The 19455-nt window shown below is 64.6% G+C and carries 19 protein-coding genes; 6 read left to right on the plus strand and 13 right to left on the minus strand.

The features are described from left to right. Position 1 precedes the first annotated feature (1 nt). The gene (locus tag QE379_RS15990) at positions 2-1105 is read right to left on the minus strand and encodes an LLM class flavin-dependent oxidoreductase (protein ID WP_307002009.1); all 1104 of its coding nucleotides are present in this window, start codon (positions 1103-1105) and stop codon (positions 2-4) included. Between the two features lie 128 nt (positions 1106-1233). Here QE379_RS15990 and QE379_RS15995 point away from each other — a divergent pair, with 128 nt between their 5' ends. The 3 genes from QE379_RS15995 (at position 1234) to QE379_RS16005 (ending at position 4320) form a co-directional block, all read left to right on the plus strand. After that, complete coding sequence (locus tag QE379_RS15995; protein WP_307002011.1) at positions 1234-1902, plus strand: TetR/AcrR family transcriptional regulator; 669 nt, start codon at positions 1234-1236, stop codon at positions 1900-1902. A gap of 91 nt (positions 1903-1993) precedes the next feature. Next, positions 1994-2623: a gluconate 2-dehydrogenase subunit 3 family protein gene (locus QE379_RS16000; RefSeq protein WP_307003261.1), complete on the plus strand. Its 630-nt coding sequence runs from the start codon at positions 1994-1996 to the stop codon at positions 2621-2623. Further along, positions 2623-4320 carry a GMC oxidoreductase gene (locus QE379_RS16005; protein ID WP_307002013.1) on the plus strand — a complete coding sequence of 566 codons (1698 nt, stop codon included), beginning with the start codon at positions 2623-2625 and terminating at the stop codon, positions 4318-4320. Before QE379_RS16000 ends, QE379_RS16005 begins: the two co-directional genes overlap by 1 nt. A gap of 300 nt (positions 4321-4620) precedes the next feature. Here QE379_RS16005 and QE379_RS16010 read toward each other — a convergent pair whose 3' ends face one another. From QE379_RS16010 to QE379_RS16020, 3 genes are read right to left on the minus strand one after another with little or no spacing between them, the layout of a single operon-like run. Beyond that, complete coding sequence (locus QE379_RS16010) at positions 4621-4995, minus strand: DUF6379 domain-containing protein (RefSeq protein ID WP_307002014.1); 375 nt, start codon at positions 4993-4995, stop codon at positions 4621-4623. Positions 4996-5007: 12 nt separating this feature from the next. Beyond that, positions 5008-6021 carry a sugar phosphate isomerase/epimerase gene (locus QE379_RS16015; RefSeq protein WP_307003262.1) on the minus strand — a complete coding sequence of 338 codons (1014 nt, stop codon included), beginning with the start codon at positions 6019-6021 and terminating at the stop codon, positions 5008-5010. A gap of 23 nt (positions 6022-6044) precedes the next feature. Beyond that, positions 6045-7277 carry an MFS transporter gene (locus QE379_RS16020; protein ID WP_307002016.1) on the minus strand — a complete coding sequence of 411 codons (1233 nt, stop codon included), beginning with the start codon at positions 7275-7277 and terminating at the stop codon, positions 6045-6047. A 107-nt stretch (positions 7278-7384) separates the two neighbouring features. Here QE379_RS16020 and QE379_RS16025 point away from each other — a divergent pair, with 107 nt between their 5' ends. After that, a complete protein-coding gene (locus QE379_RS16025; RefSeq protein WP_307002018.1) occupies positions 7385-8797 on the plus strand; it encodes an MFS transporter in 1413 nt (470 codons plus the stop codon). Positions 8798-8812: 15 nt separating this feature from the next. On the opposite strand, the gene QE379_RS16030 is transcribed toward QE379_RS16025, so the two are convergent. The 9 genes from QE379_RS16030 to QE379_RS16070 form a co-directional block, all read right to left on the minus strand. Continuing rightward, on the minus strand, positions 8813-9736 hold the full coding sequence (locus QE379_RS16030; protein WP_307002020.1) for a sugar phosphate isomerase/epimerase: 924 nt from the start codon (positions 9734-9736) through the stop codon (positions 8813-8815). A gap of 20 nt (positions 9737-9756) precedes the next feature. Continuing rightward, positions 9757-10713, minus strand: coding sequence for a sugar phosphate isomerase/epimerase (locus tag QE379_RS16035; RefSeq protein WP_307002022.1), 957 nt, complete (start codon positions 10711-10713; stop codon positions 9757-9759). A 56-nt stretch (positions 10714-10769) separates the two neighbouring features. Continuing rightward, a complete protein-coding gene (locus QE379_RS16040; protein ID WP_307002025.1) occupies positions 10770-12071 on the minus strand; it encodes an MFS transporter in 1302 nt (433 codons plus the stop codon). Positions 12072-12110: 39 nt separating this feature from the next. Next, a complete protein-coding gene (locus QE379_RS16045; protein WP_307002027.1) occupies positions 12111-12884 on the minus strand; it encodes a TIM barrel protein in 774 nt (257 codons plus the stop codon). A gap of 201 nt (positions 12885-13085) precedes the next feature. After that, positions 13086-14288: an FAD-dependent monooxygenase gene (locus QE379_RS16050; protein ID WP_307002029.1), complete on the minus strand. Its 1203-nt coding sequence runs from the start codon at positions 14286-14288 to the stop codon at positions 13086-13088. 18 nt (positions 14289-14306) lie between these two features. Next, a complete protein-coding gene (locus QE379_RS16055; RefSeq protein WP_307002031.1) occupies positions 14307-15092 on the minus strand; it encodes an alpha/beta fold hydrolase in 786 nt (261 codons plus the stop codon). 28 nt (positions 15093-15120) lie between these two features. After that, complete coding sequence (locus QE379_RS16060) at positions 15121-15750, minus strand: OmpW family protein (RefSeq protein WP_307002033.1); 630 nt, start codon at positions 15748-15750, stop codon at positions 15121-15123. 226 nt (positions 15751-15976) lie between these two features. Beyond that, positions 15977-16915: a LysR family transcriptional regulator gene (locus QE379_RS16065; protein ID WP_307002035.1), complete on the minus strand. Its 939-nt coding sequence runs from the start codon at positions 16913-16915 to the stop codon at positions 15977-15979. Between the two features lie 44 nt (positions 16916-16959). Further along, entirely contained in the window at positions 16960-17886 is a 927-nt protein-coding gene (locus tag QE379_RS16070) for a LysR family transcriptional regulator (RefSeq protein ID WP_307002037.1), read from the minus strand. Positions 17887-17995: 109 nt separating this feature from the next. Between QE379_RS16070 and QE379_RS16075 the strand changes: the two genes are divergently transcribed. Together QE379_RS16075 and catC are read left to right on the plus strand one after the other, a co-directional pair. Continuing rightward, positions 17996-19153: a muconate/chloromuconate family cycloisomerase gene (locus QE379_RS16075; RefSeq protein WP_307002039.1), complete on the plus strand. Its 1158-nt coding sequence runs from the start codon at positions 17996-17998 to the stop codon at positions 19151-19153. A gap of 3 nt (positions 19154-19156) precedes the next feature. Continuing rightward, positions 19157-19447, plus strand: a complete 291-nt coding sequence (gene catC / locus QE379_RS16080) for a muconolactone Delta-isomerase (protein WP_307002040.1) — start codon at positions 19157-19159, stop codon at positions 19445-19447. Positions 19448-19455: the final 8 nt, after the last annotated feature.

Below are 19455 nucleotides of genomic sequence, written 5' to 3' on the forward strand. Positions count from 1 at the left end.
ATCAGGCCCTCCTGAACGCGGGCATGACCTTTTCCGACAGCAACCGCAGCGTCTGGTCGCCCAGGCGCAGCCGCTCGTCGGTCAGCGGCCCCGTGGTCGTGCCGCACAGGATATTGCCGATACCCAGTTCCTGATAGGGCTTGAGGTGCGCGATCACCGTTTCGGGCGAACCATAAAGGCACCAGGTTCCGATCCAGTCCTCGGTCAGCGCATTGGGCGTGCGGTCGGTCTTCCTGTTGGCGTCGTTCGACTCGGCGCGGGCATTGAATTCGGCCTCACGCTCGATCGCGTCCTGATAGGCGCGCAGGATCGTCATCATCTCGTCGCGTGCCTGCTCGTCGCTGTCCGCGACATGGACAAGCTGATAGGTGTGGGTCGTCCAGTCGAGCGCGCGCGCGATCGTCTCGGCACTGTGCCCTGCCTGCTCCAGCATCGTCTTGTAGACGCCGAAATATTTGGCGACATGCTTCATCGGCTCGGTGCCGCCGATCTGCGGCGGGGTGAAGGCGGGGATGAAGGCGGGCCAGCCATTCTCAGCCGCGCGACGGGCACTCGATTCCTTCATCGCCACCGGCATCAGCCGGGCATGACCCTTGGTATACGCAGCAGGCGCGATCCGCTGGAGCACACGCCCCTGGTGCGGGCCGTTGTCGATCTCGACCGCCGGATCGTCCATCGTCTTGGCCCAGAGCTGCTCGGCCAGCGCGAGGTTCTTTTCGGAGATGGCGCCCGCATCCCGGTAATCGACGCCAAAGCCGATCATCTCCTCGGGCGTGGTCCCCGAACCGACGCCCACCAGCAGCTTGCCGTCAGTCAACTGGTCGAGGATGTTGATCCGCTCGACGAAGCGCACCGGATGATGCAGCGGCACCGAGGTGACCGAAAAGCCGAAGTGCATGTCCGGGAATTTCGCCGCCAGATAGGAGGCGAACATATAGCTGTCGCTGGCGATCGGCATATAGCCGTTGAAATGATGGTCCGGCATGAACAGCGCATCGAAACCGAGCGCGGCTGCCCGTTCCGCATGGCCGGTCAGGCCATGGATCAAGGCGCGATCCTGCTCCGGCGCCATGGACCGTGCGTTGAGGAATACCGAGAAACGCATCAAACCTCTCCCTTTTTTTCACCCACGTCATGGCGTGGCGCGTTGCCGCTTTGCTGCGGTTCGTTTAAAATGAAATTAGAACTGTAATTCTGATATGGCAGCCACCCGGGGCTGTCAATGGGGTGTCGATGGATATCGAAACGATCATGGCCAAGGCGCGCGCGCCGCAGCAGGGCCGCAGCAAGGCGAGCTTCGAGCGGATGCTGGCCACCGCCGAAGAGTTGATGACCCAGCGCGGTTCGGACGAGTTCACGCTGAACGAGGTCGCCAAGCACGGCAAAGTGTCGATCGGTTCGATCTATTGCCGCTTCGATAGCAAGGACGACCTCGTCCATGTCGTGCAGTTGCGCGTCCTGGAGCGGGTCGATTCGGACATGTTGGCGGCGATCGCGGCGTTGAACGCGCGGGGCGGCGACCTGATCGACATGGTGCATGATCTGGTGGAGTCGGTGGCCGAGGTGCTGCGCCGCTACGCCGATCTGATGCGCCCGCTGATGTTGCGCGCCAGTGCGGACCCGGTGATCGCGGCCATCGGCAAGCGCAGCTATGCCCGGACGAGCGAAGCGGTGATCGCCGCGCTGCTCACCAACCGCGACTCGATCCCTCATGCCGATCCAGAACACGCCGCCGATGCGGGATTCCGCATCCTCTATGCCGCGATCGCGCGCTATCTGGGTTTCGGTTCGTCGATCGATGCAGCGGGCGAAGGCGACTGGTCGGAGCTGAAGACCGATCTGGCCGACATGCTGGCCGCCTATCTGTCCACCAATCCCAAGGCGCGCGCGCCCCGCGCTTAGCGCTTGTCTCGTCGTCCAAATCGCCTTACTAGAATGGCAGTTCTAATTATAGCCGTCGATAAAGGCGGCATAGGCGAGGATGTGGCACGTGATGGCCGAAACGGGCTTGGCTCGACGCGAGATACTGGGAGGGGCGGCGCTGTTCGCCATGGTGGTGGGCATCCCCGCCGCCGCCGTCCGATGGACCGACACGGCGGATGTCGTCACCGACCGACAACGCGCGGTGCTACGCGACGCAAGCCACCGCGTCCTGCCCCGCACCACAACCCCCGGCGCGGGCGAGATCGGCGCGCATGATTTCGTCATCCTGGCGCTGGACCATGGCCTGGACGGCACCCGCGCCCCTGCGGCCGGAGCTGCCCTGCCCGTCACCCTGTCGCGTCATCAGCGCCGGGACGGCAGCCTGGACTATCTGGGCTGGCTGGAATGGCAACTGGATGCCGCGACGCATGGCGACTATCTGAACGCCGCGCCCGAAGCGCGCGAGGCAGCGGTCGCGGCGGTCGACAAGGCCGCCTTTGCCGAGGGTGGGCCGGACGCGGTCGAATCCCCCTGGCGCAAGCTGAAAGGCCTGATCCTCACCGCCTATTACACCTCCGAAGTCGGCGGCTCGCGCGAGTTGCAATATGAACTCGTCCCCGGTCGATGGGACGCCGACATCCCCTACACGCCCGGAAGCCGCGCCTGGTCGAGCGACTGGACCGCCGTGGAGTTCAGCTAATGGCACAAAATCCTGTTTTCGACGCGATCGTCGTGGGCTCGGGCATCACCGGCGGACTCGCCGCCAAGGAATTGACCGAGGCCGGGCTGAAGGTGCTGATGATCGAGCGCGGGCCGATGATCGAGCATGGCAGCGGCTATAGCCGGGAGACGCTGGCACCCTGGGATCTCGAGTTTCGCGGGGTCGGTGACGCTGAACTCTATGACAAGGACTATGCCGTCCAGCGCAAGAACCGGCACTTCACCGAGTTCACCCAGGACCATTTCGTCAACGACCGTGAAAACCCCTATACGACGGAAGGCGAAACCGAGTTCAACTGGTGGCGCAGCTATCAGCTCGGCGGACGATCGCTGACCTGGGGGCGGCAATGCTATCGGTGGTCGGACTATGACTTCGATGCCAATCGCCGCGATGGCCATGGCACCGACTGGCCGATCCGTTACGCCGATCTGGCCCCGTGGTACGACAAGGTCGAGGAGTTCATCGGCGTCGCGGGCATGGCGGAGGGGCTGCCGCAGCTTCCCGATGGGCGCTTCCTGCCGCCCATGGCGCTGAACGCCGTCGAGCAGCACACGCGCGAGGTGATCGGTCGGCAATGGCCGGGCCGTCGCCTGACCATCGGGCGTAACGCCAATCTGACCGAGGCCAAACCCGACCAGGGGCGGGCGGCGTGCCAATATCGTTCGATCTGCGCGCGCGGCTGCTCCTACGGCGCCTATTTCTCGACGCAGAGTTCGACGCTGCCCGCCGCGCAGAAGACCGGCAATCTGACGCTGGTCACCGACGCGGTGGTCGAGGCGGTCGAGCAGGACCCGGCGACCGGCCGCGCGACCGGCGTGCGCTTCATCAACACCAAGGACGGAACGCGCCAGCGTGCCCAGGCGCGGATCGTCTTCCTGAATGCCGGGTCGTTCAACAGCGTCGGCGTGCTGCTCCGCTCGGCGAACGAGGCCAATCCCCGCGGCCTGGCCAATTCCAGCGGTGTGCTGGGCACCCATATCATGGACCATGCCCAGACGGTCGCCGGGATCGCGATCATGCCGGGGTTCGAGAAGCACAGCTATTTCGGCAACCGCCCGACCGGGGTGGTCATCCCGCGCTTCCGCAACCTGGATACGATCGACGGCAAGGGGCACACGCGCGGTTTCTCGTACCAGGGCGGGGCCTTCCGTGCCGCCTGGACGGCGGGCAAGCGCGCCGCCGGTGTGGGCAAGGACTATAAGGACAGCCTGCGCGAACCCGGCATGTGGCGGATGGTGCTGGTTGCCTTTGCCGATTCCATGCCGCGCGCCAGCAACCGGATCACCCTGGACCCGACGATCAGGGACTCGGCGGGCCTCCCTGCCCTGCGCATCAACTTCGCACATGGGGCGGAGGAACATGCCGCACTGGCCGATGCCAAGGCGGAGGCCGCCGCGATGCTGACCGCCGCCGGTGGCCACGTCATCATGGGCATGGATACGCCCAATCCCGGCGGCTCCGCCATTCATGAAATGGGCGGCGCGCGCATGGGACACGATCCGAAGACCAGCGTGCTCAACAAATGGAGCCAGGCGCATGACGTGCCCAATCTTTTCGTCACCGACGGCGCACAAATGTCGTCCTCGGCCTGCCAGAATCCCTCGCTGACCTATATGGCGCTGACGGCGCGGGCCTGTGCCAATGCCGTATCGATGCTGAAGGAAGGCGCGATATGACCGCGATTCCTTTGCCATGAAGCCTCAGGGGGCAGCCTCTTGAACACGGGCTGTCCCCTTCTTCCTGGATTGCTCTGCGAAAGTCGGCACGTCGCCTAAGAACATGTGCCACCCCGGCGGAGGCCGGGTTCCAGTTGGATAGCAATTGGAGTAACGTACAATTATCCCGCAACGGACCCCGGCTTTCGCCGGGATGATGGAGAGGGAGTTTCGCAGAGGAATCCGCTTGGTACTGCCTGCCCATGAAAAGGGGCGGCTTCCCGTTCGGGAACCGCCCCATTCCTTGGCCAAGTATGCCGATCAGCGCAGCGTCAGCACCTTGGCATCCCTGGTCGTCGGGACGAACGGAAGATAGGAAATCCGCATCGTCTCGGCCAATTCGATCCGGTGCTCGCCGGGGGCGAGTCCACTCGCCCGCTTTACGCCCACCAGCGCCTTCTCGCCGAAATTCCAACGGTCACCATATTCGCTTTCCATCTCGTCCAGCGTCCAGGTCCGACCACGCAGCGACAGGGTGATATCCTCGCGCGGGACCGCTTCGCCATTGATGCTGATCGCCACATTCTCGATCATCGACAGGCCCAATCCCCGATAATAGGGCAGGCGCGCCTCGATGCTGAACCCGGTATCGGTCGCCTTCAGGCTGTCTTCCACGATCATCTTGTTGTCGAACATCGGTCGTTTCCCTCAGGCGGCGCGTGTGTCGGTGGTGGCGGGCGCGGCGATCAGTCGCTTCAGCATCGCATGATGGCGGCGGACCTGCTCCACGGAATCGACCTCGTGCGCATCCTCGATCCAGCGATTGCCCTCATATTCCGAGCAGATGTAGCCGTCGTAATTGCCACGCTTCAGCACCGCGACGATGGCGTCATAAGGGATGCAGGGTTCGACCAGATCCTCGTCCATCTGATAGAATTTGCCGTGCACATTATGGATGCGGTGCATATAGTCGAGCATTCGCTTCGGCTCATACGCCGCATTGTGACGCAGCGTTTCGGCCATGGCGATCGCGGGTCCGACCCCGCCCATCTCACGCACGTTCAGGATGACATATTCGCTGAGGACGCGGTCCTCATAAGCCTTGGTGATATAGTCGGCGATATGCGGCGGCACGCCGTTGCGGATGAAGCGCTCCTTCCACACGGGCGGAAATTTGGACAGGAACATGCCCATGTCGGGCAGGAAGCCCAGCGCATCGCTGCCCGACTTTTCAAAGGCCTCGGCATGGCGGACGATCCACGGATGGTCGAAGTGCAGCGGCGCATGCACCTCGATCAGAATCTTGATGCCCCTTTCCTCGGCATGGGGGGCGGCCGCGACCAGTACCTCCGGCGCGATCGACACGAGCGCGCGGACATATTGGACACCCAGCCGCGCCCCGAAGTCGATGTCGTTCTTCACGCTGGCGACCTGTTCGTCGAAGGGCATTTCGCGGTCCTTGTAACGCTTATAGTCCAGCATGAAGTCGTGGCAGACCGGCACCGCGTCATATTTGCCGATCAGGTGATGCCACTCGGCGATCCTGTCCTCGGCGACGCCAGCCTCCGGCCAGCCCCAGAAGGTCTGCTCGCCGATTACCTCGATGCCGTTGGCGCCGAATTCGACGGAGGTGCGGATGCAATCCTCCAGCGTCATTTTGCCGAGGAAAGTCTCGTTCTGATAGCTGTAGAGGCTGACGCCTCGCTTGATCGTCATGACTATGGTCCTGAACAGAGAGGTTGGGATCAGGCCGCCGCCGCGACGGCGGCCGTGCCGCTGTCACGCCGCGACACCGCGATAAGGAAGGCCGCGACCGCGCCGACGACCCCGGCGGCGCCCATGATGAGGAACGCCGCCTGCATCGCACCCAGTTGGGTGCGGAACATCGACACCAGGAACGGACTGGAGAATTGCCCGAAGAAGAAGCAGGCGGTCCAGACACCCATACCGCGCCCCCGATGTTCAAAGGGCAATTTGGTCTGGGCCCAGGCGATCAGCGTCGGCACCGCCATGCCCGCCCCGGTCTGCTGAACGACCAGCCCGGCGATCATCCAACGCCAATCCGGCGCCAGCCCGATCGTCGCCAGCCCGCCGCCGATCAGCGCCAGGAAGATGCCGAGTTGCACCACCGGACGCGCACGCCCCGTGGCCCAGAAGATCGCGGAACCCAGCATCACGAACAGGCTGGGAATGAAGGTCAGCTTGCTCAGTTCCTGCGACGACTGGATACCGACCTCGCGAAACGCCATGCCGCCGTTGATGATGAAGACATAGTAGAGCGCCGAGGCGAACAGCGTCACGCCGCCGATCATGGCGACCGATGCCATCGGAAACGGCGTTCGTGCGGGTTCCTGGCCGATCCCCAGCATCTTGCGCGCGGTCGCATCGCTCTGCGGTTCGTAGAGGAATTTCACCGCCGCGACGAAGATCGGAAAGGCGACCAGATAGATCAGGAAGATGCCGTTCCAGCGCAGCCCCGTCAGGAAACCCGACGCCAAGATCACCCCGCTGGCCAGGAACGGTCCGGCGAGCCCCTGCATCGTCAGCCAGTTGCGCCGCCCCTTCTCATCCCAATAATCGCCGATCAGCGTATTGAGCGTGGTCAGGATGACGGCCTCCGATACGCCCAGCAGCAGCCGCGAGGCGTAGATCGCGTCGAGGCTGTCGAGGAAAAAGGGCGCCGCGCCGAACACCGCATAGAGCAGGGTGGCGACCAGCATCAGCCTGCGCCGACCGAAGCGATCGACCAATATCCCTGCGAACAGCGCGACCACGGCGATGGTCAGCCCCGGTGCGGACACCATCGCCGGCACCTTCCACGATGCGGAAGGATCGGCCGAGAAATGGTCGATGATCGACGGCACCGCCGGAAACAGCGAGGCGATGGCCAGGATCGGCAGAAAGCCGGCTGTGATGACGGTAATGCCCTGACCGATGCCGGGTCGGCGCATCTCGGGGCTTTCTGGCGTGATGGCCATCGGCTTCTCTCCCAATCGATTCGCCGCTGCTACGGCTTAATTAGAACTTGCATTCTGATACGTGGTATCGCCATGACGTGCCACCCTGTCAAGCAAGGATCATCAAGGTGGCGACACGCGCGGTTTCGGATGGCTTGAGCGAGCGGCAAAGGGCGCTGGCGTTTGCCACCATCCTTCTCGCCTTCATCATGGACGTGGCCGATTCGACGATCGTCAACACCGCGCTGCCCGCGATCCAGCAGGGCCTCGGCGCATCGGACCGGGCGATGCAATGGGTGGTCTCCGGCTATTTCCTCAGCTTTGCCGTGGTGCTTGTCGTGGGTGGGCGGCTGGGCGACCTGTTCGGTTATGCCCGGATGTTCACCATCGGCGTGACCGTCTTCTCGATCGCGTCGTCGGCCTGTGGACTGGCGTCGGATGCCACGACGCTCGCCATCGCGCGTCTGGCGCAGGGAGCGGCGGCGGCGATCATGGCGCCGCAAGGCGTGGCGCTGATCCAGCTTCTCTATTCCCCCAGCGAGCGGATCGGCCGGTTGGCGGCCTTTGGCGTGATCGGCGGATTGGCGGCGATCGGCGGGCCGGTGCTCGGCGGCTTGCTCATTCAGCTCAACCCGCTCGGCCTCGGTTGGCGCAGCGTATTCCTGATCAACCTGCCCTTCGGCCTGCTGGCGCTGGTTGCCGGGCGAATGCTGTTGCCGCCGGGCCGCTCGGGTCATGCCCTGCGCATCGACGCGCCGGGATCGTTGCTGTTGTTCGCCGCACTCGGCACGCTGCTGCTGCCCCTGATCGAAGGACGCAGCGCGGGATGGCCGTGGTGGATGGGGGTGCTGGTGCTGGCGAGTGCCGGTCTGTGGTGGGTGTTCTGGCGCTACGAACGGTCACGCCGCGCCAGGCTGGGGTCGGCGCTGATCGAACCATCGCTGTTCCGGGACCGCAGCTTTCGGATCGGACTGGCCGCGACGGGGGCCTTCGCGGTCGCCTCGGGTGGCTTCCTGCTGACCTTCAGCGTCACGCTGCAACAGGGGCTGGGATATAGCCCGTTCGATGTCGCGCTGCTGCACATGCCGTTCGGGCTGGGGGTGATGGCCGGGATCAGTCAGATCGGACGCAAGGCGCTTCCCGTCCATGGGCGTCGCGTGCCGATCATGGGCGCGATGCTGATGGCGCTGGGCTGTGCGGCGACCGGCCTGGCGGTGCATGTGGCGCTGCCGGGCGTCGTCATCGGCGCGCTGTTGCTGATGGCGGGGATCGGAATGGGTACGCTGAGCGGACCGCTGGGGCCGATCACCCTGTCGCGGGTCGATCGCAACCATGCCGGTGTCGCGGGCGCCATGCACAAGACGATGCAGCAGATCGGCGGTGCGATGGGCACCGCCCTCATCGCCACCATCTATTTCTCGATGACGGGTGACCACAGGCCACCCGTGACCGCCTTCCTGATCACGACATTGGCGGTGGCGGCGGATCTGCTGGCCATCGCGCTTCTGCTGACCCGCCTGCCGGAACGGCTGTTCGATTGAGGGGCGCCCCTGCCCTCAATCGTAGATCGGCCGCAATTCCTTATCGAGATGATAGCGCGTCAGCGCCATGGACGCCAACAGGTCGGGCGACCCGTCATATTCGACCGACATCCAGCCCTTGAACTGGTGCTGCTTCAACAGGCGATAGAGTCCCTTCAGGTCCAGCTCGCCTAGGCCGGGTTCCCAGAACCAGCGCGTTCCGTCATCGGTGATCTCGGGGTCCTGAGCATAGCGCACGGCATCGGGCTGGCGAACCGATGCCGTATCCTTGAGGTGGAACGTGCTGATACGGTCGTGATAGTCGCTGTAGAAGGTCAGCAGGTCCTCCCCCATGATCGCGACCTGCGCCGTGTCGATGCAATAGTGGACCAGCTTCGGATCGGTGCTTTCGATGAATTCCCGGTGGTTCGGCAGATTGATGGCACAGAAGAACTCGTTGTGCAGACCGATCCTGACGCCGCGATCGGTGGCGTAGCGGCCGATCTCGTTGATCGTCCTGGCGCATTGCTTTACCGCTTCGCGCGACAGCGGGCCGTTTCCATAAAAATTGTCGGTGGGACAGGTGTTCATATAGGTGCCACCGAAGCGGACGATCGTGTCCACGGCTTCCCGCCCGGCACGCACGGCTTCGTCGAAATGGTCGGCGGCGTGGGAGGCATGGGCCCCATGGAACATGCCGATGACCTCGACCCCGCGATCCTTGGCGAAGGCCGAGAATTCCTCGGGCGAGCCGAACAGCGGCAGGATGTCGGCCAAGTCCCAGGGCGCGATCTCGATACCGTCGAAACCGAGCGCCGACTGGTATTTCAGGATCGTATCCCAGTCGGAATAATAGGCGGTGTTCGTCCTGTCCTCATAATAGAAGTCGCGGAAGTTCTCGATCCGCCGATAGGGGATCGCCTTCCAATGGCTCATATTGGCGTAGCGGATATTGGGCATGGCTGAAATCTCCGTCCGGCTTAGTTCGGAAGCTGATTGAGGAAGGCGCGGATGCGCAGCAGGGCGCGGAACGGATCGCGGGTCTGACGGGCGCTGCAGACGATCGGTCCGTCATAGCCAAGGCGATCGAGAAGCTGGACGATCCCGCCCAAGTCCACCGATCCGGTTCCGGGATCGCGAAAGACCTGGGTGGCGCGCTCGGCCGGAAATTCCGGGTTGGAGCTTTTCCAATTGTCGGTTGTGTCGACGAAGTCGGTATCGGTCAGGTGAACACAGCCGATCCGGCCGACATGCGCGGCGATGAAGTCGGCGGGCGCGATACCGGCGATGGTCAGCGTGGCCGTATCGATGTCGAGCTTCACGCTGTCCGGCAGCGCGCCTAGCAAGGTCAGAACGCGCTCGCCGCGGAACAGGCTCCAGAACTCGTTGCGGAGCACCAGATCGACGCCCGCCTCCGCGGCCTTGGCGGCCAGGCCACCCAGCAGTTCGGTTTCCCGCCCGACCACGTCATCCATACTGGATTCCAGATCGGGGTGATAATGCGCCATGCGTCCGTAATAGGCGGACGGGCTGATCGCGAAGTAATCCGCCCCCAGATCGGCGGCATGGGCCAGCGCCTCGCCTGCGAAATGGCCGCTGGCACCGAAGAAGAAACCCAGATTGTCGTTCCGCATGAACAGATTGGGATCGAAGGTCACGCCGGTCACCCGGTCTATGCCGCTCTGTCGCAGCACCTCGCGATAAGCCGTGGCACTGCCATATTTGGTGTTGATGCAATATCGGTTCATCGGAACGCCGCTGCGCCCGCCGAACTGCCAGACCGGCTCATAGGGGATTTCGATCCCACGAAAGCCGCTCGCACGGATCAGCGGATACAGCTCTTCCCAGAAATATTTGCCTTCATACCGATTGCGGTTCGGCTCCTGATAGTGACGATTGATCAGATCCAGACTTATGGCGATCGCATCTTTGTTCATGGTGGCTTCCATCATATTGGGTGATCGCGTCGCGACGCGACATCGAATGGGGGAGTTCAGGGCCTGGGCCGCGCGATCCTAGGCCAGCAAAGGACGACCAGCGTCTGGATGATCAGCACCGCCACCGCACCACCGCTATAGGTCCAGCGGATCGCCTCGCGCGCCTCAGCCGTGACGTGCCCCGGCGCATAGTGGAACGCGCCCAGCACATAGGCGAAACCGGCCGTACCCAGCGCCATGCCCAGCTTCGTGGACAGGCTGATGCCCGCCGACAAAAGCCCTTCGCGACGCGCTCCGAACCGGGCCTCGTGATAATTCACCGTCTCGGCGATCATCGCATAGGTCGAGGTGATGGTGATCGACGTCGCCAGGCAGCCCGCGACGTAAAGGCCCAGGAACAGCGGCACATGGTCCTGTACGAAGGGCAGCGCGCCGAAGAACAGGGCCGCGATCGCCAGCGCGGCCGCCGTGCCGTTGCGCAACCCCGTTCGCGCCAGAATCGCCGGAGCGACGAACGCGGACAGGAGCAGCATCCCGGCGACCGCGGGCAGCATGACCGAGATCATCCAGGGGCGTCCCATCACGTCGATGGCGAAATAGGCCGTGGCCGCCATCATCATGCCGAAACGCGCGAAATAGAGCAGGCAATGGAAGAAGACGACCAGCCACGCCCGGTTGCGCACCATCTCACCGATGGCGGGCAGAATGGCGAAGCCGGGCTGGGCGTCATCCTCGTAACGCTCCTTGCAATTGCGGAAGAGCGCCAGCGTGCAGAGCAGCCCCACGACCGCGAACAGCATGGCCACAAGCGTGAAACCGCGCCGTTGATCGCCCCCGCCCAGCACGCCGACCAACGGCATGACGGCGGCCGTCCCAAGGACCACGCCGGTAGCCGTCCCGATCGACCGCAACCCCGAGAGCCGCAGCCGCTCCTTGCCGTCCAGCGTCATCATCGGCATCAGCGCGGTATAGGGAATGGCCTGAAGCGACATGACGATGCCCAGCGCCTTGAACGTGACGAAGGCGTAGACGAGCTGAGCCCCTTGGCTCCAGGTGGGCATCGAGAACACCGCGACCGTCAACAGCGCATAGGGTATCGCCGTGACGAGGAAATATACGCGGGTACGCCCCCAGCGCGTGCGCGTCTTGTCGACCGCGATACCGACCAGAACGTCGATCACGGCATCCATCAACCGCGCGACCAGAAACACCGTGCCGACCGCTGCGGCGGGCAGGCCGATAATGTTCGTGTAATAGAACAGCAGGAAACCGCTGGCCATATTATAGGCCAGGCTGGTTCCCATGTCGCCGAAGCCGTAACTGACCCGCTCGACGAAGCCCAACTCACTTTTTTTCATGGCGATGACCCGTTCAGGACAGGGAGCAGAGAGTGGGCGTCAGTCGGCCAGCGCCTTTTGCGAAAGGGCGAGAGATTGCTCCATCGGCAGCGTCGGAAAATACTCCAGCCCGATGGCACCCGCATAGCCGAGGTCGCGCAGGGTCTGCCTTACCATGCTCCAGTCTAGGCTTCCGGTCCCCGGTTCGTAGCGGTCGGGCATGTCGGCGACCTGAACATGGGCAACCAGATCGATACGCCCGGCCAGGACCTCGCGCATGTCCTCGCCCATCACCGCGCTATGCCAGACATCGTACAACAGCCGCAGGTTCGGACTGCCCACCGCCTCGACCAGATCCAGGCCGAGCGTGGTGCTGACCAGATACATGGTCGCGAAAAGCCGGGTGTTGAGCGGCTCGAGCAGAAGCATGACGCCTGCTTCCTCAGCCAGATCGGCGGCGGCGCGCAGGGCGGCCACGGCATTGTCGAAATGCTCCGCCTCGCTCATGCCGTCGACACGGAAGCCCGAGGCGACGATCAGCGCGGGCTTGCCGAGATCGGCGGTGGCGGCGATGGTCTCGCGAACGGCCGTGACCATCTCTTCACGTTCCGCAGGATCGACGATCGAACGGCGCGGATCGACGCACAGGCTGGTCAGGCGCATCCCGGTGTCGGAAAGGGCCGTCGCAAGCGCCTCGATCGGCTTGTCACGCCAAAGGTGGAATTCGGCGAGTTCGAACCCGGCCGCCTTGGCCGCGCGCAGACGAGCGTCGAGCGTACCGGCTTCGGCAAACTGCCATTCAATGCACGACGATAGTGGATAGACCGCAGACATAGGACCCTCTCCCATTCTACGGCCCCGTGGTGCGTTCGCACTCGTATGCCTGGCGGGTGAATCCCCGCTATTTTGTTTCGTGAGTAGTCGCGCATTTTTTCGAACGATTCAACCCGCGCATTCGCGTTATGGCATAGGACACATGGCGGGCACGCCCGTTGGATGGGCCGCACACAGGCTCCATAGGCCGGTCGTGCGAGATCAGGGGCGCACGAAACCGGCCCGGGAAATACCCGACAATCGCGCGGACGCATCGAATTTGTGAATCCAGCCATAACGTTCGGGAAAGCGGTTCATCGCGCGGTGCCGGGTTGCGTCGGGCAGGCTGGCATCGGTGTGGAGCGCGCGATTGGCGTCCCATGAGCTGCGCTGGATGAGGCGGGTGCGAAGGGCCCGCTCCTTCTGATAGGCGGCAAAGCGCGCGTCGCGGTTGGACGACGTCAGACCGTCGAGCATCGTCGCCAGGGTGATGGCATCCTCGATCGTCGTATTTGCGCCCTGCCCATGATGCGGCAGCATCGCATGGACGGCATCGCCGATCAGGACGACCGGCCCGCGATGCCAGTGGCGAAGCGGCGGGGCGACGAACAGGCCCCAGCGCCGCTCCACATCGCCCGCCGCGACCATCTGACGAACGGCCGGGTGCCAGCCGACGAAGGCCGCCACCGCGTCACCGGGTTCGATCGGCGCCGTACCGCCGCGACCGGGCCAGGCAGTGGGCCCCTCCACCACCGCGAAGAAATTGACGTGCCCGCCATCGCTGCCGATCGCATAATGCAGCAGATGGGCGTCCTGACCGATCCAGAATTGGATCGCCTGAGGATCGGGCAAGGCGTCCAGCCGCTCGACCGGCACGATGCCGCGAAACGCGCTGGTCCCGGAATAGCGCAGCGGCTGGCCGCCGACCCATTGCCGGGTGATGGAGCGAACGCCGTCGGCGCCCACCACGATATCGGCGTCGACGGGATCGCGCCCGACGAAATAGAGCGCCACCCCCTCGCCCATAGGCTCGATCCGCTCCAGCCGGTGAGACAGGTGGATATGCTTCACTCCGACCGCGCGGCCCAGTGTCGTCTGCAGGTCGGCGCGATGAATGCCCAGATAGGGCGCGCCGAACCGATCGCGATAGGCACCGCCCTTGCGCACCGCATGGGAGGCCAGGCGATCACCGGACAGGCCGTCGCGGTAGATGAGCTCGGTCGGCTCGACACCCGTCCGCTCCAGCTGGTCGATCAGGCCCAGCCTCTGCAACTCACGGGTAGCATTGGCCGACAAGGCGACCGCCGCGCCGATCTCGCTCAATTCCGCCGCCTGTTCGTACAGCGTCGCCTCGATGCCCCGTGCCTGAAGCGCCAGCGCGAGGGTAAGTCCGCCGATACCGGCGCCGATGATCGCGATCTTCATGGATAGCCTCCGTCCTCCTTATGCGGCCGTGGCCGTCCGGCCGAATTCGGCCGGTGCATCGGCGAAATCGGCGATCGCCTGGGCCAGCCGCTCGGGCATCGCGTAATAGGGGGCATGGCTGGCCAGGAGCGACACGACCGCGACCGGGCCGGGGAATTCCTTCTGCATCTGGCGCTGCACGGCGATGGGGATGGCGACATCGTCCAGCGCCTCGATATACAGGCGCGGGATCGCCAGAGCGCGACCCTCCATCGGGTTGGGCGTGCCGAAGGGTATGGTCGTCTGGGTCTGGATGAATTGATCGGCGGGCGGCATCCCTTCGCCGGGATAATCGCCCATGAAGACCTCGCGGAAACGCTCCAGCCGCGTGAAGTCCGCCTGCAGCCCGCGCCCCTCGTCGACCGGCTGGACCAGGTCCAGCGCATGCGGCGTGCCCCGGTTTGGCTCGCCGGGCAGGACGAAGGTTTCCGGCGTCACACCGGGCGCGGTCAGGAACGCGGTCAGGTAGATCAGCCCGGCCACCTTGTCGGCGTGATGATGCGCCAGCCACGAGATGGACGAGCCGCCCATGCTGTGCCCGAGCAGGATCGACTGCCCCTCGGCACGCGCCATGATCTCGGCGGCGGGGCGAGTGTAATGCTCCATGTCGACGACCGACAAATGGCCGCCATCGCCCGGCGTGTGACCGGTCAGGTCTGGAGCATGGACACGGTAGCCCCGCGCTTCGAGAAGCGGAACGACCGCGTCGTAACAGGCGCCGCGGTTCCAGGCGCCGTGGATCAGGATGATATCGGTGACGGTCATGACATGCCTTCCTGTTCGAACCGAGGAATCAGAAGCGATATTGCAGGCCGACCTGCGCGATGAGCGGGTTGAGCTGGACGCGCGCCGTACCCGGCACGAGGCCGTTCGGCGTATCGAGCCGGAAGCGGGCGTTGGTGCTGGTCCAGACCTTGCTCACCGCACCGAACACCCCGATCCGCTCGTTGAGGGGCACGTCGATGCCGCCCGTGATCGCGGGGCCTAAAGTGCTGCTGGTGCGGAAGTCCTTCAGCACGCCGTCTTCGGTCTTGAAGATGATCGTCCAGTTCAGGCCGCCGCCGATATAGGGCCGCACCCCACCCGGACGCCCGAAGTGATAGCGCAAGGTGTAGAGGCCGGGACCATAGGTCACCTTGCCCAGCGTGCCCGCGCCCGCCAGCGTCCCCGATGCGGTCAGCGTGCTAGTCGGCGGCAAGCCGACGGTTGCAGCGACCGACACGTTGGGGGTCAGGAAATAGCCGATGTCGAGGCTGATGCCGTTATTGTTCGAGGCGGTCGCGTTCGCGCCCGTCAGCGGTTGCCCTGCGAGCTTCACATCGGCCTTTTCGTCGAACATGATACGGGCCGCGCCGAGGCGGACATAGAAGCGCCGCTCCTTGCCGTCCGTCGACTGCTGGGCCTGCGCCAATGTCGGTAACATCAGGCACAATCCGGCGAGACCGGCGAACGCCGCGCCCTTTCGCGCTCCCGGCGCATATCTATATGGTATTGAAGCCATTTTGCGCTTCCCCTCCATCTGCCGTCGCGATCTGTCGTGCGACTTTTCCCGAAGCGATTTCGCTTTCGTGGGGGCAGAATGTCGGGACGCGTCACGCACGTCCAACACCAACTCCATATGATCGCCATACCCGAAAGGTTGGCCTAGCTCAGTCCGCCTCCCCCCGCTCGGTCATGCGCAGGATCGCGTCGGGGACCGGATAATCCCACGCGCCGTATCGCTCGCGGATCACCGCCGCCATGGCGTTCAGTTCGGGGGAGCGATCGTCCTTCCGGAAGCTCATGATGATCGGCGAGGCGACCGGCTCGACAAGCTGGCGATAGCGGACGCCGTCGACGCGCGACCGGCGGACCGAGGCGGGGACGATGCAGACCCCCTCCCCCGCCGCGACCAACCCGATCGCGATCTGCAACTCGCTGACCTCATGGGTGATCGCGGGGGTTAACCCCAAGTCGCGGAAATGCCCGACCACCTGATCGGCATAGCTGGGGCGCGGCGCATTGGGATAGAGGATCAGCGGGTCGGTCGCCAATGACGCCAGCGACACCGGACCGCCCGTCGCCAGCGGGTGCATGACCGGGAGCGCGACGATCAGCGGCTCCTCGCGCAGCACAACGCGCGCCACGGCGTCATCCTCGAAGCGAATGCGCCCGAAGCCGACATCGATCCGCCCTTCCTTGAGCGCGGCGATCTGCGACAGCGTGCCGCCCTCGATCAGCGACAGGTCGACCGACGGCATCGCGTCCCGATAGGCGCGGATGATCGCGGGCAGGCGCGAATAGATGGTGGAGGCGACGAAGCCGATCGCGAAGCGCCGCTTCTGCGAGACAACGGCTTTCGCGATCATCGCATCCATATCGGCCATGCGCGCCAGGATGCTGACCGCCTGATCATAGACGAGATGACCGATCGGCGTCAGCCGCAGCGGCTTGGTGGAGCGGTCGATCAGGGTCGCGCCGACCCGTTCCTCGATCTGCTGGATCTGGCGGCTGAGCGGCGGTTGAGCGATATGAAGACGCTCGGCGGCACGGGTGAAATTGCCTTCCTGCGCGACGGTCACGAAGTAGCGCAGCTGCCGTATGTCCATCCTGTCGTCCTCTCCAGAGCCGGCGTGCCACCGGCAACCGCATGCTATTCGTGATCCGCCAACAGCGCTTCGGGCACGCCATAGCCCCACTCGGTATATTTGCGGGCAATGATCCGCAGGAAAGCGCGCAGTTCGGGCGAGACGTCGCCGACCCGGTGGCTCATGATGATCGGCGAATGTGCAGGTTCGACCAGATCGAGATAGCGCACATCCTCGGTCCGCGCCTTGCGCACCGACTCCGGGACCACCGCCACGCCTTCTTCCGCCGCGACCAGGCCGATCGCGATCTGCAATTCGCGGGCCTCGACGATCAGGTTCGGGCTCAGGCCGTTGTCGTGGAACAGCGACAGGACCTGATCGGCATAGCTGGGACGCGGCGCGCTGGGGTAGAGAACCAGCTTTTCGCGCGCCAGGGCCGATAGCGACACGGGTGCGCCGTCCGGCCCCAGGGAGCTTCCCATCGGCACCGCCGCGACCAGCGATTCGCGGCGTAGCACGGTGCGCCGGACCGCCGGATCGTCGAAACGGATACGGCCGAAACCGATATCGATCCGCCCTTCCTTCAACGCCGCGATCTGGTCCAGCGTCGGGCTTTCGACCAGTGTCAGTTCGACATCGGGCATCTCCGCCCGGAACTCGCGGATCAGGGAGGGCAGGCGCGCATAGATGGTGGAGGCAACGAAACCGATGGTGAACCGACGCCGGTCGGTCGCGATCGCCGCGTCCATCATCGTCCGCATGTCGTCCACCCGCCGCAGCACCTGCACCGCCTGATCGTGAAACAACTGCCCCATGGGAGTCAGCGCGAGCGGACGGCTGGTCCGGTCGATCAGCGTCGCACCGACCTCCGCCTCCAATTGCTGGATCGATCGGCTGAGCGGTGGCTGCGCCATATGCAGCCGCTCGGCCGCACGGTTGAAATTCCGCTCTGCGGCGACGGTGACGAAATAGCGAAGCTGACGCAGGTCCATACACTTATACTCTCCGAGTATCGCGAGAAGACCATAATGATCTTTGCGCGTCCAGAGCAGCAAGCATAGTTTCAAGAGGAATTCGGACGAAACTGGATAGGAAGAGGGCATGGCCACGATCGCCGAGGTCGATACCTATATCGTCGACATCCCGACGATCCGGCCGCACGTGCTCGCCATGGCGACCATGCAACACCAGTCGATCGTGCTGGTCCGGCTCCGCGATGCGGACGGCGTCGAGGGGATCGGCGAAGGCACGACCATCGGCGGCCTCAGCTATGGCGAGGAGAGTCCCGAGGGCATCAAGCTCGCCATCGACACGTACATCGCCCCCGTCCTCAAAACCTGTGACGCGGCGCAGGTCGGGGCCGCGATGGCCAGGATCGGCAAGAGCGTGTTCGGCAATCACATCGCAAAATGCGCGGTGGAAACCGCCCTGCTCGACATGGCGGGCAAACGACTGGGCGTGCCTGTCTCCGCATTGATCGGCGGTGGCGCGGTCCGGGATCGGCTGCCGGTCGCCTGGACGCTGGCCAGCGGCGATACGGCGCGCGACATCGAGGAAGCCGAACGGGTCCTCGCCGAGCGGCGACACAACATCTTCAAGCTCAAGATCGGCAAGCGCGACGTGCGCGCCGATGTCACCCATGTGGCCGCGATCAAACGTGCGGTCGGCGACCGGGGCAGCGTGCGCGTCGACGTCAACCAGAACTGGAGCGAGGCGCAGGCCGATCTCGGCATGACGCTGCTCGAGGACGCGGGCGTCGATCTGGTCGAACAGCCGGTCGCCCGGCACGATCATGCCGCCATGGCCCGGCTCTCCGCGAAACATGTCGTGCCGCTGATGGCCGACGAAGCGCTGCACGGCCCCACCGACGCCTTCGCCATCGCGGCGTGCGGCGGTGCGCGGGTCTTCGCGGTCAAGATCGCCCAGTCCGGCGGCCTGATCCCGGCCCATGCGGTGGCGACGATCGCGCAGGCAGGTGGCGTCGGGCTGTATGGCGGCACGATGCTGGAGGGCGGAGTCGGAACGGTCGCGTCGGCGCATGTCTTCGCCACCCTGCCCTCACTGGCCTGGGGAACCGAATTGTTCGGACCGCTGCTGCTGACACAGGACATCCTGGCCGAGCCGCTGCGCTATGCCGATTTCCACCTGAGCGTGCCGACCGGCCCCGGCCTCGGCATCGCGCTGGACGAGGATCGTGTCGCCTTCCACCGGCGCGACCGTCGTTCTCCCACCCTCCATGTCGTCGCGGGAAGAGGCTGACCCATGTTGTTCCAGGTCGAAATGGACGTGAACATTCCGCTCGGCTTCGATGCCGAGGAAGCGGCGCGGCTGAAGGCCGCCGAAAAGGCGCGATTCCAGGAGCTTCAGCGCACAGGCACCTGGCGGCACATCTGGCGGGTGGTCGGCCGCTACGCCAATGTCAGCATCTTCGATGTCGGCTCCAATGCCGAGCTGCACGACATATTGATGAGCCTGCCGCTCTACCCCTTCATGACGGTCCGCGTGACGGCCCTGTGCCGCCACCCTTCCTCCCTGCACGACGACGACCGCTGACGAACCGA

The organism is Sphingomonas sp. SORGH_AS_0879 (assembly GCF_030819175.1).
Classification (GTDB): domain Bacteria; phylum Pseudomonadota; class Alphaproteobacteria; order Sphingomonadales; family Sphingomonadaceae; genus Sphingomonas.

What these genes read in the sequence shown, in the direction of transcription:
- QE379_RS16045 (WP_307002027.1), bottom strand. Translation starts at nt 12,884, where the DNA reads ATGTCTGCGGTCTATCCACTATCGTCGTGCATTGAATGGCAGTTTGCC.
- catC (WP_307002040.1), top strand. Translation starts at nt 19,157, where the DNA reads ATGTTGTTCCAGGTCGAAATGGACGTGAACATTCCGCTCGGCTTCGAT.
- QE379_RS16060 (WP_307002033.1), bottom strand. Translation starts at nt 15,750, where the DNA reads ATGTTACCGACATTGGCGCAGGCCCAGCAGTCGACGGACGGCAAGGAG.
- QE379_RS15995 (WP_307002011.1), top strand. Translation starts at nt 1,234, where the DNA reads ATGGATATCGAAACGATCATGGCCAAGGCGCGCGCGCCGCAGCAGGGC.
- QE379_RS16000 (WP_307003261.1), top strand. Translation starts at nt 1,994, where the DNA reads ATGGCCGAAACGGGCTTGGCTCGACGCGAGATACTGGGAGGGGCGGCG.
- QE379_RS16075 (WP_307002039.1), top strand. Translation starts at nt 17,996, where the DNA reads ATGGCCACGATCGCCGAGGTCGATACCTATATCGTCGACATCCCGACG.
- QE379_RS16020 (WP_307002016.1), bottom strand. Translation starts at nt 7,277, where the DNA reads ATGGCCATCACGCCAGAAAGCCCCGAGATGCGCCGACCCGGCATCGGT.
- QE379_RS16070 (WP_307002037.1), bottom strand. Translation starts at nt 17,886, where the DNA reads ATGGACCTGCGTCAGCTTCGCTATTTCGTCACCGTCGCCGCAGAGCGG.
- QE379_RS16055 (WP_307002031.1), bottom strand. Translation starts at nt 15,092, where the DNA reads ATGACCGTCACCGATATCATCCTGATCCACGGCGCCTGGAACCGCGGC.
- QE379_RS16005 (WP_307002013.1), top strand. Translation starts at nt 2,623, where the DNA reads ATGGCACAAAATCCTGTTTTCGACGCGATCGTCGTGGGCTCGGGCATC.
- QE379_RS16050 (WP_307002029.1), bottom strand. Translation starts at nt 14,288, where the DNA reads ATGAAGATCGCGATCATCGGCGCCGGTATCGGCGGACTTACCCTCGCG.
- QE379_RS16040 (WP_307002025.1), bottom strand. Translation starts at nt 12,071, where the DNA reads ATGAAAAAAAGTGAGTTGGGCTTCGTCGAGCGGGTCAGTTACGGCTTC.
- QE379_RS15990 (WP_307002009.1), bottom strand. Translation starts at nt 1,105, where the DNA reads ATGCGTTTCTCGGTATTCCTCAACGCACGGTCCATGGCGCCGGAGCAG.
- QE379_RS16065 (WP_307002035.1), bottom strand. Translation starts at nt 16,915, where the DNA reads ATGGACATACGGCAGCTGCGCTACTTCGTGACCGTCGCGCAGGAAGGC.
- QE379_RS16035 (WP_307002022.1), bottom strand. Translation starts at nt 10,713, where the DNA reads ATGAACAAAGATGCGATCGCCATAAGTCTGGATCTGATCAATCGTCAC.
- QE379_RS16010 (WP_307002014.1), bottom strand. Translation starts at nt 4,995, where the DNA reads ATGTTCGACAACAAGATGATCGTGGAAGACAGCCTGAAGGCGACCGAT.
- QE379_RS16030 (WP_307002020.1), bottom strand. Translation starts at nt 9,736, where the DNA reads ATGCCCAATATCCGCTACGCCAATATGAGCCATTGGAAGGCGATCCCC.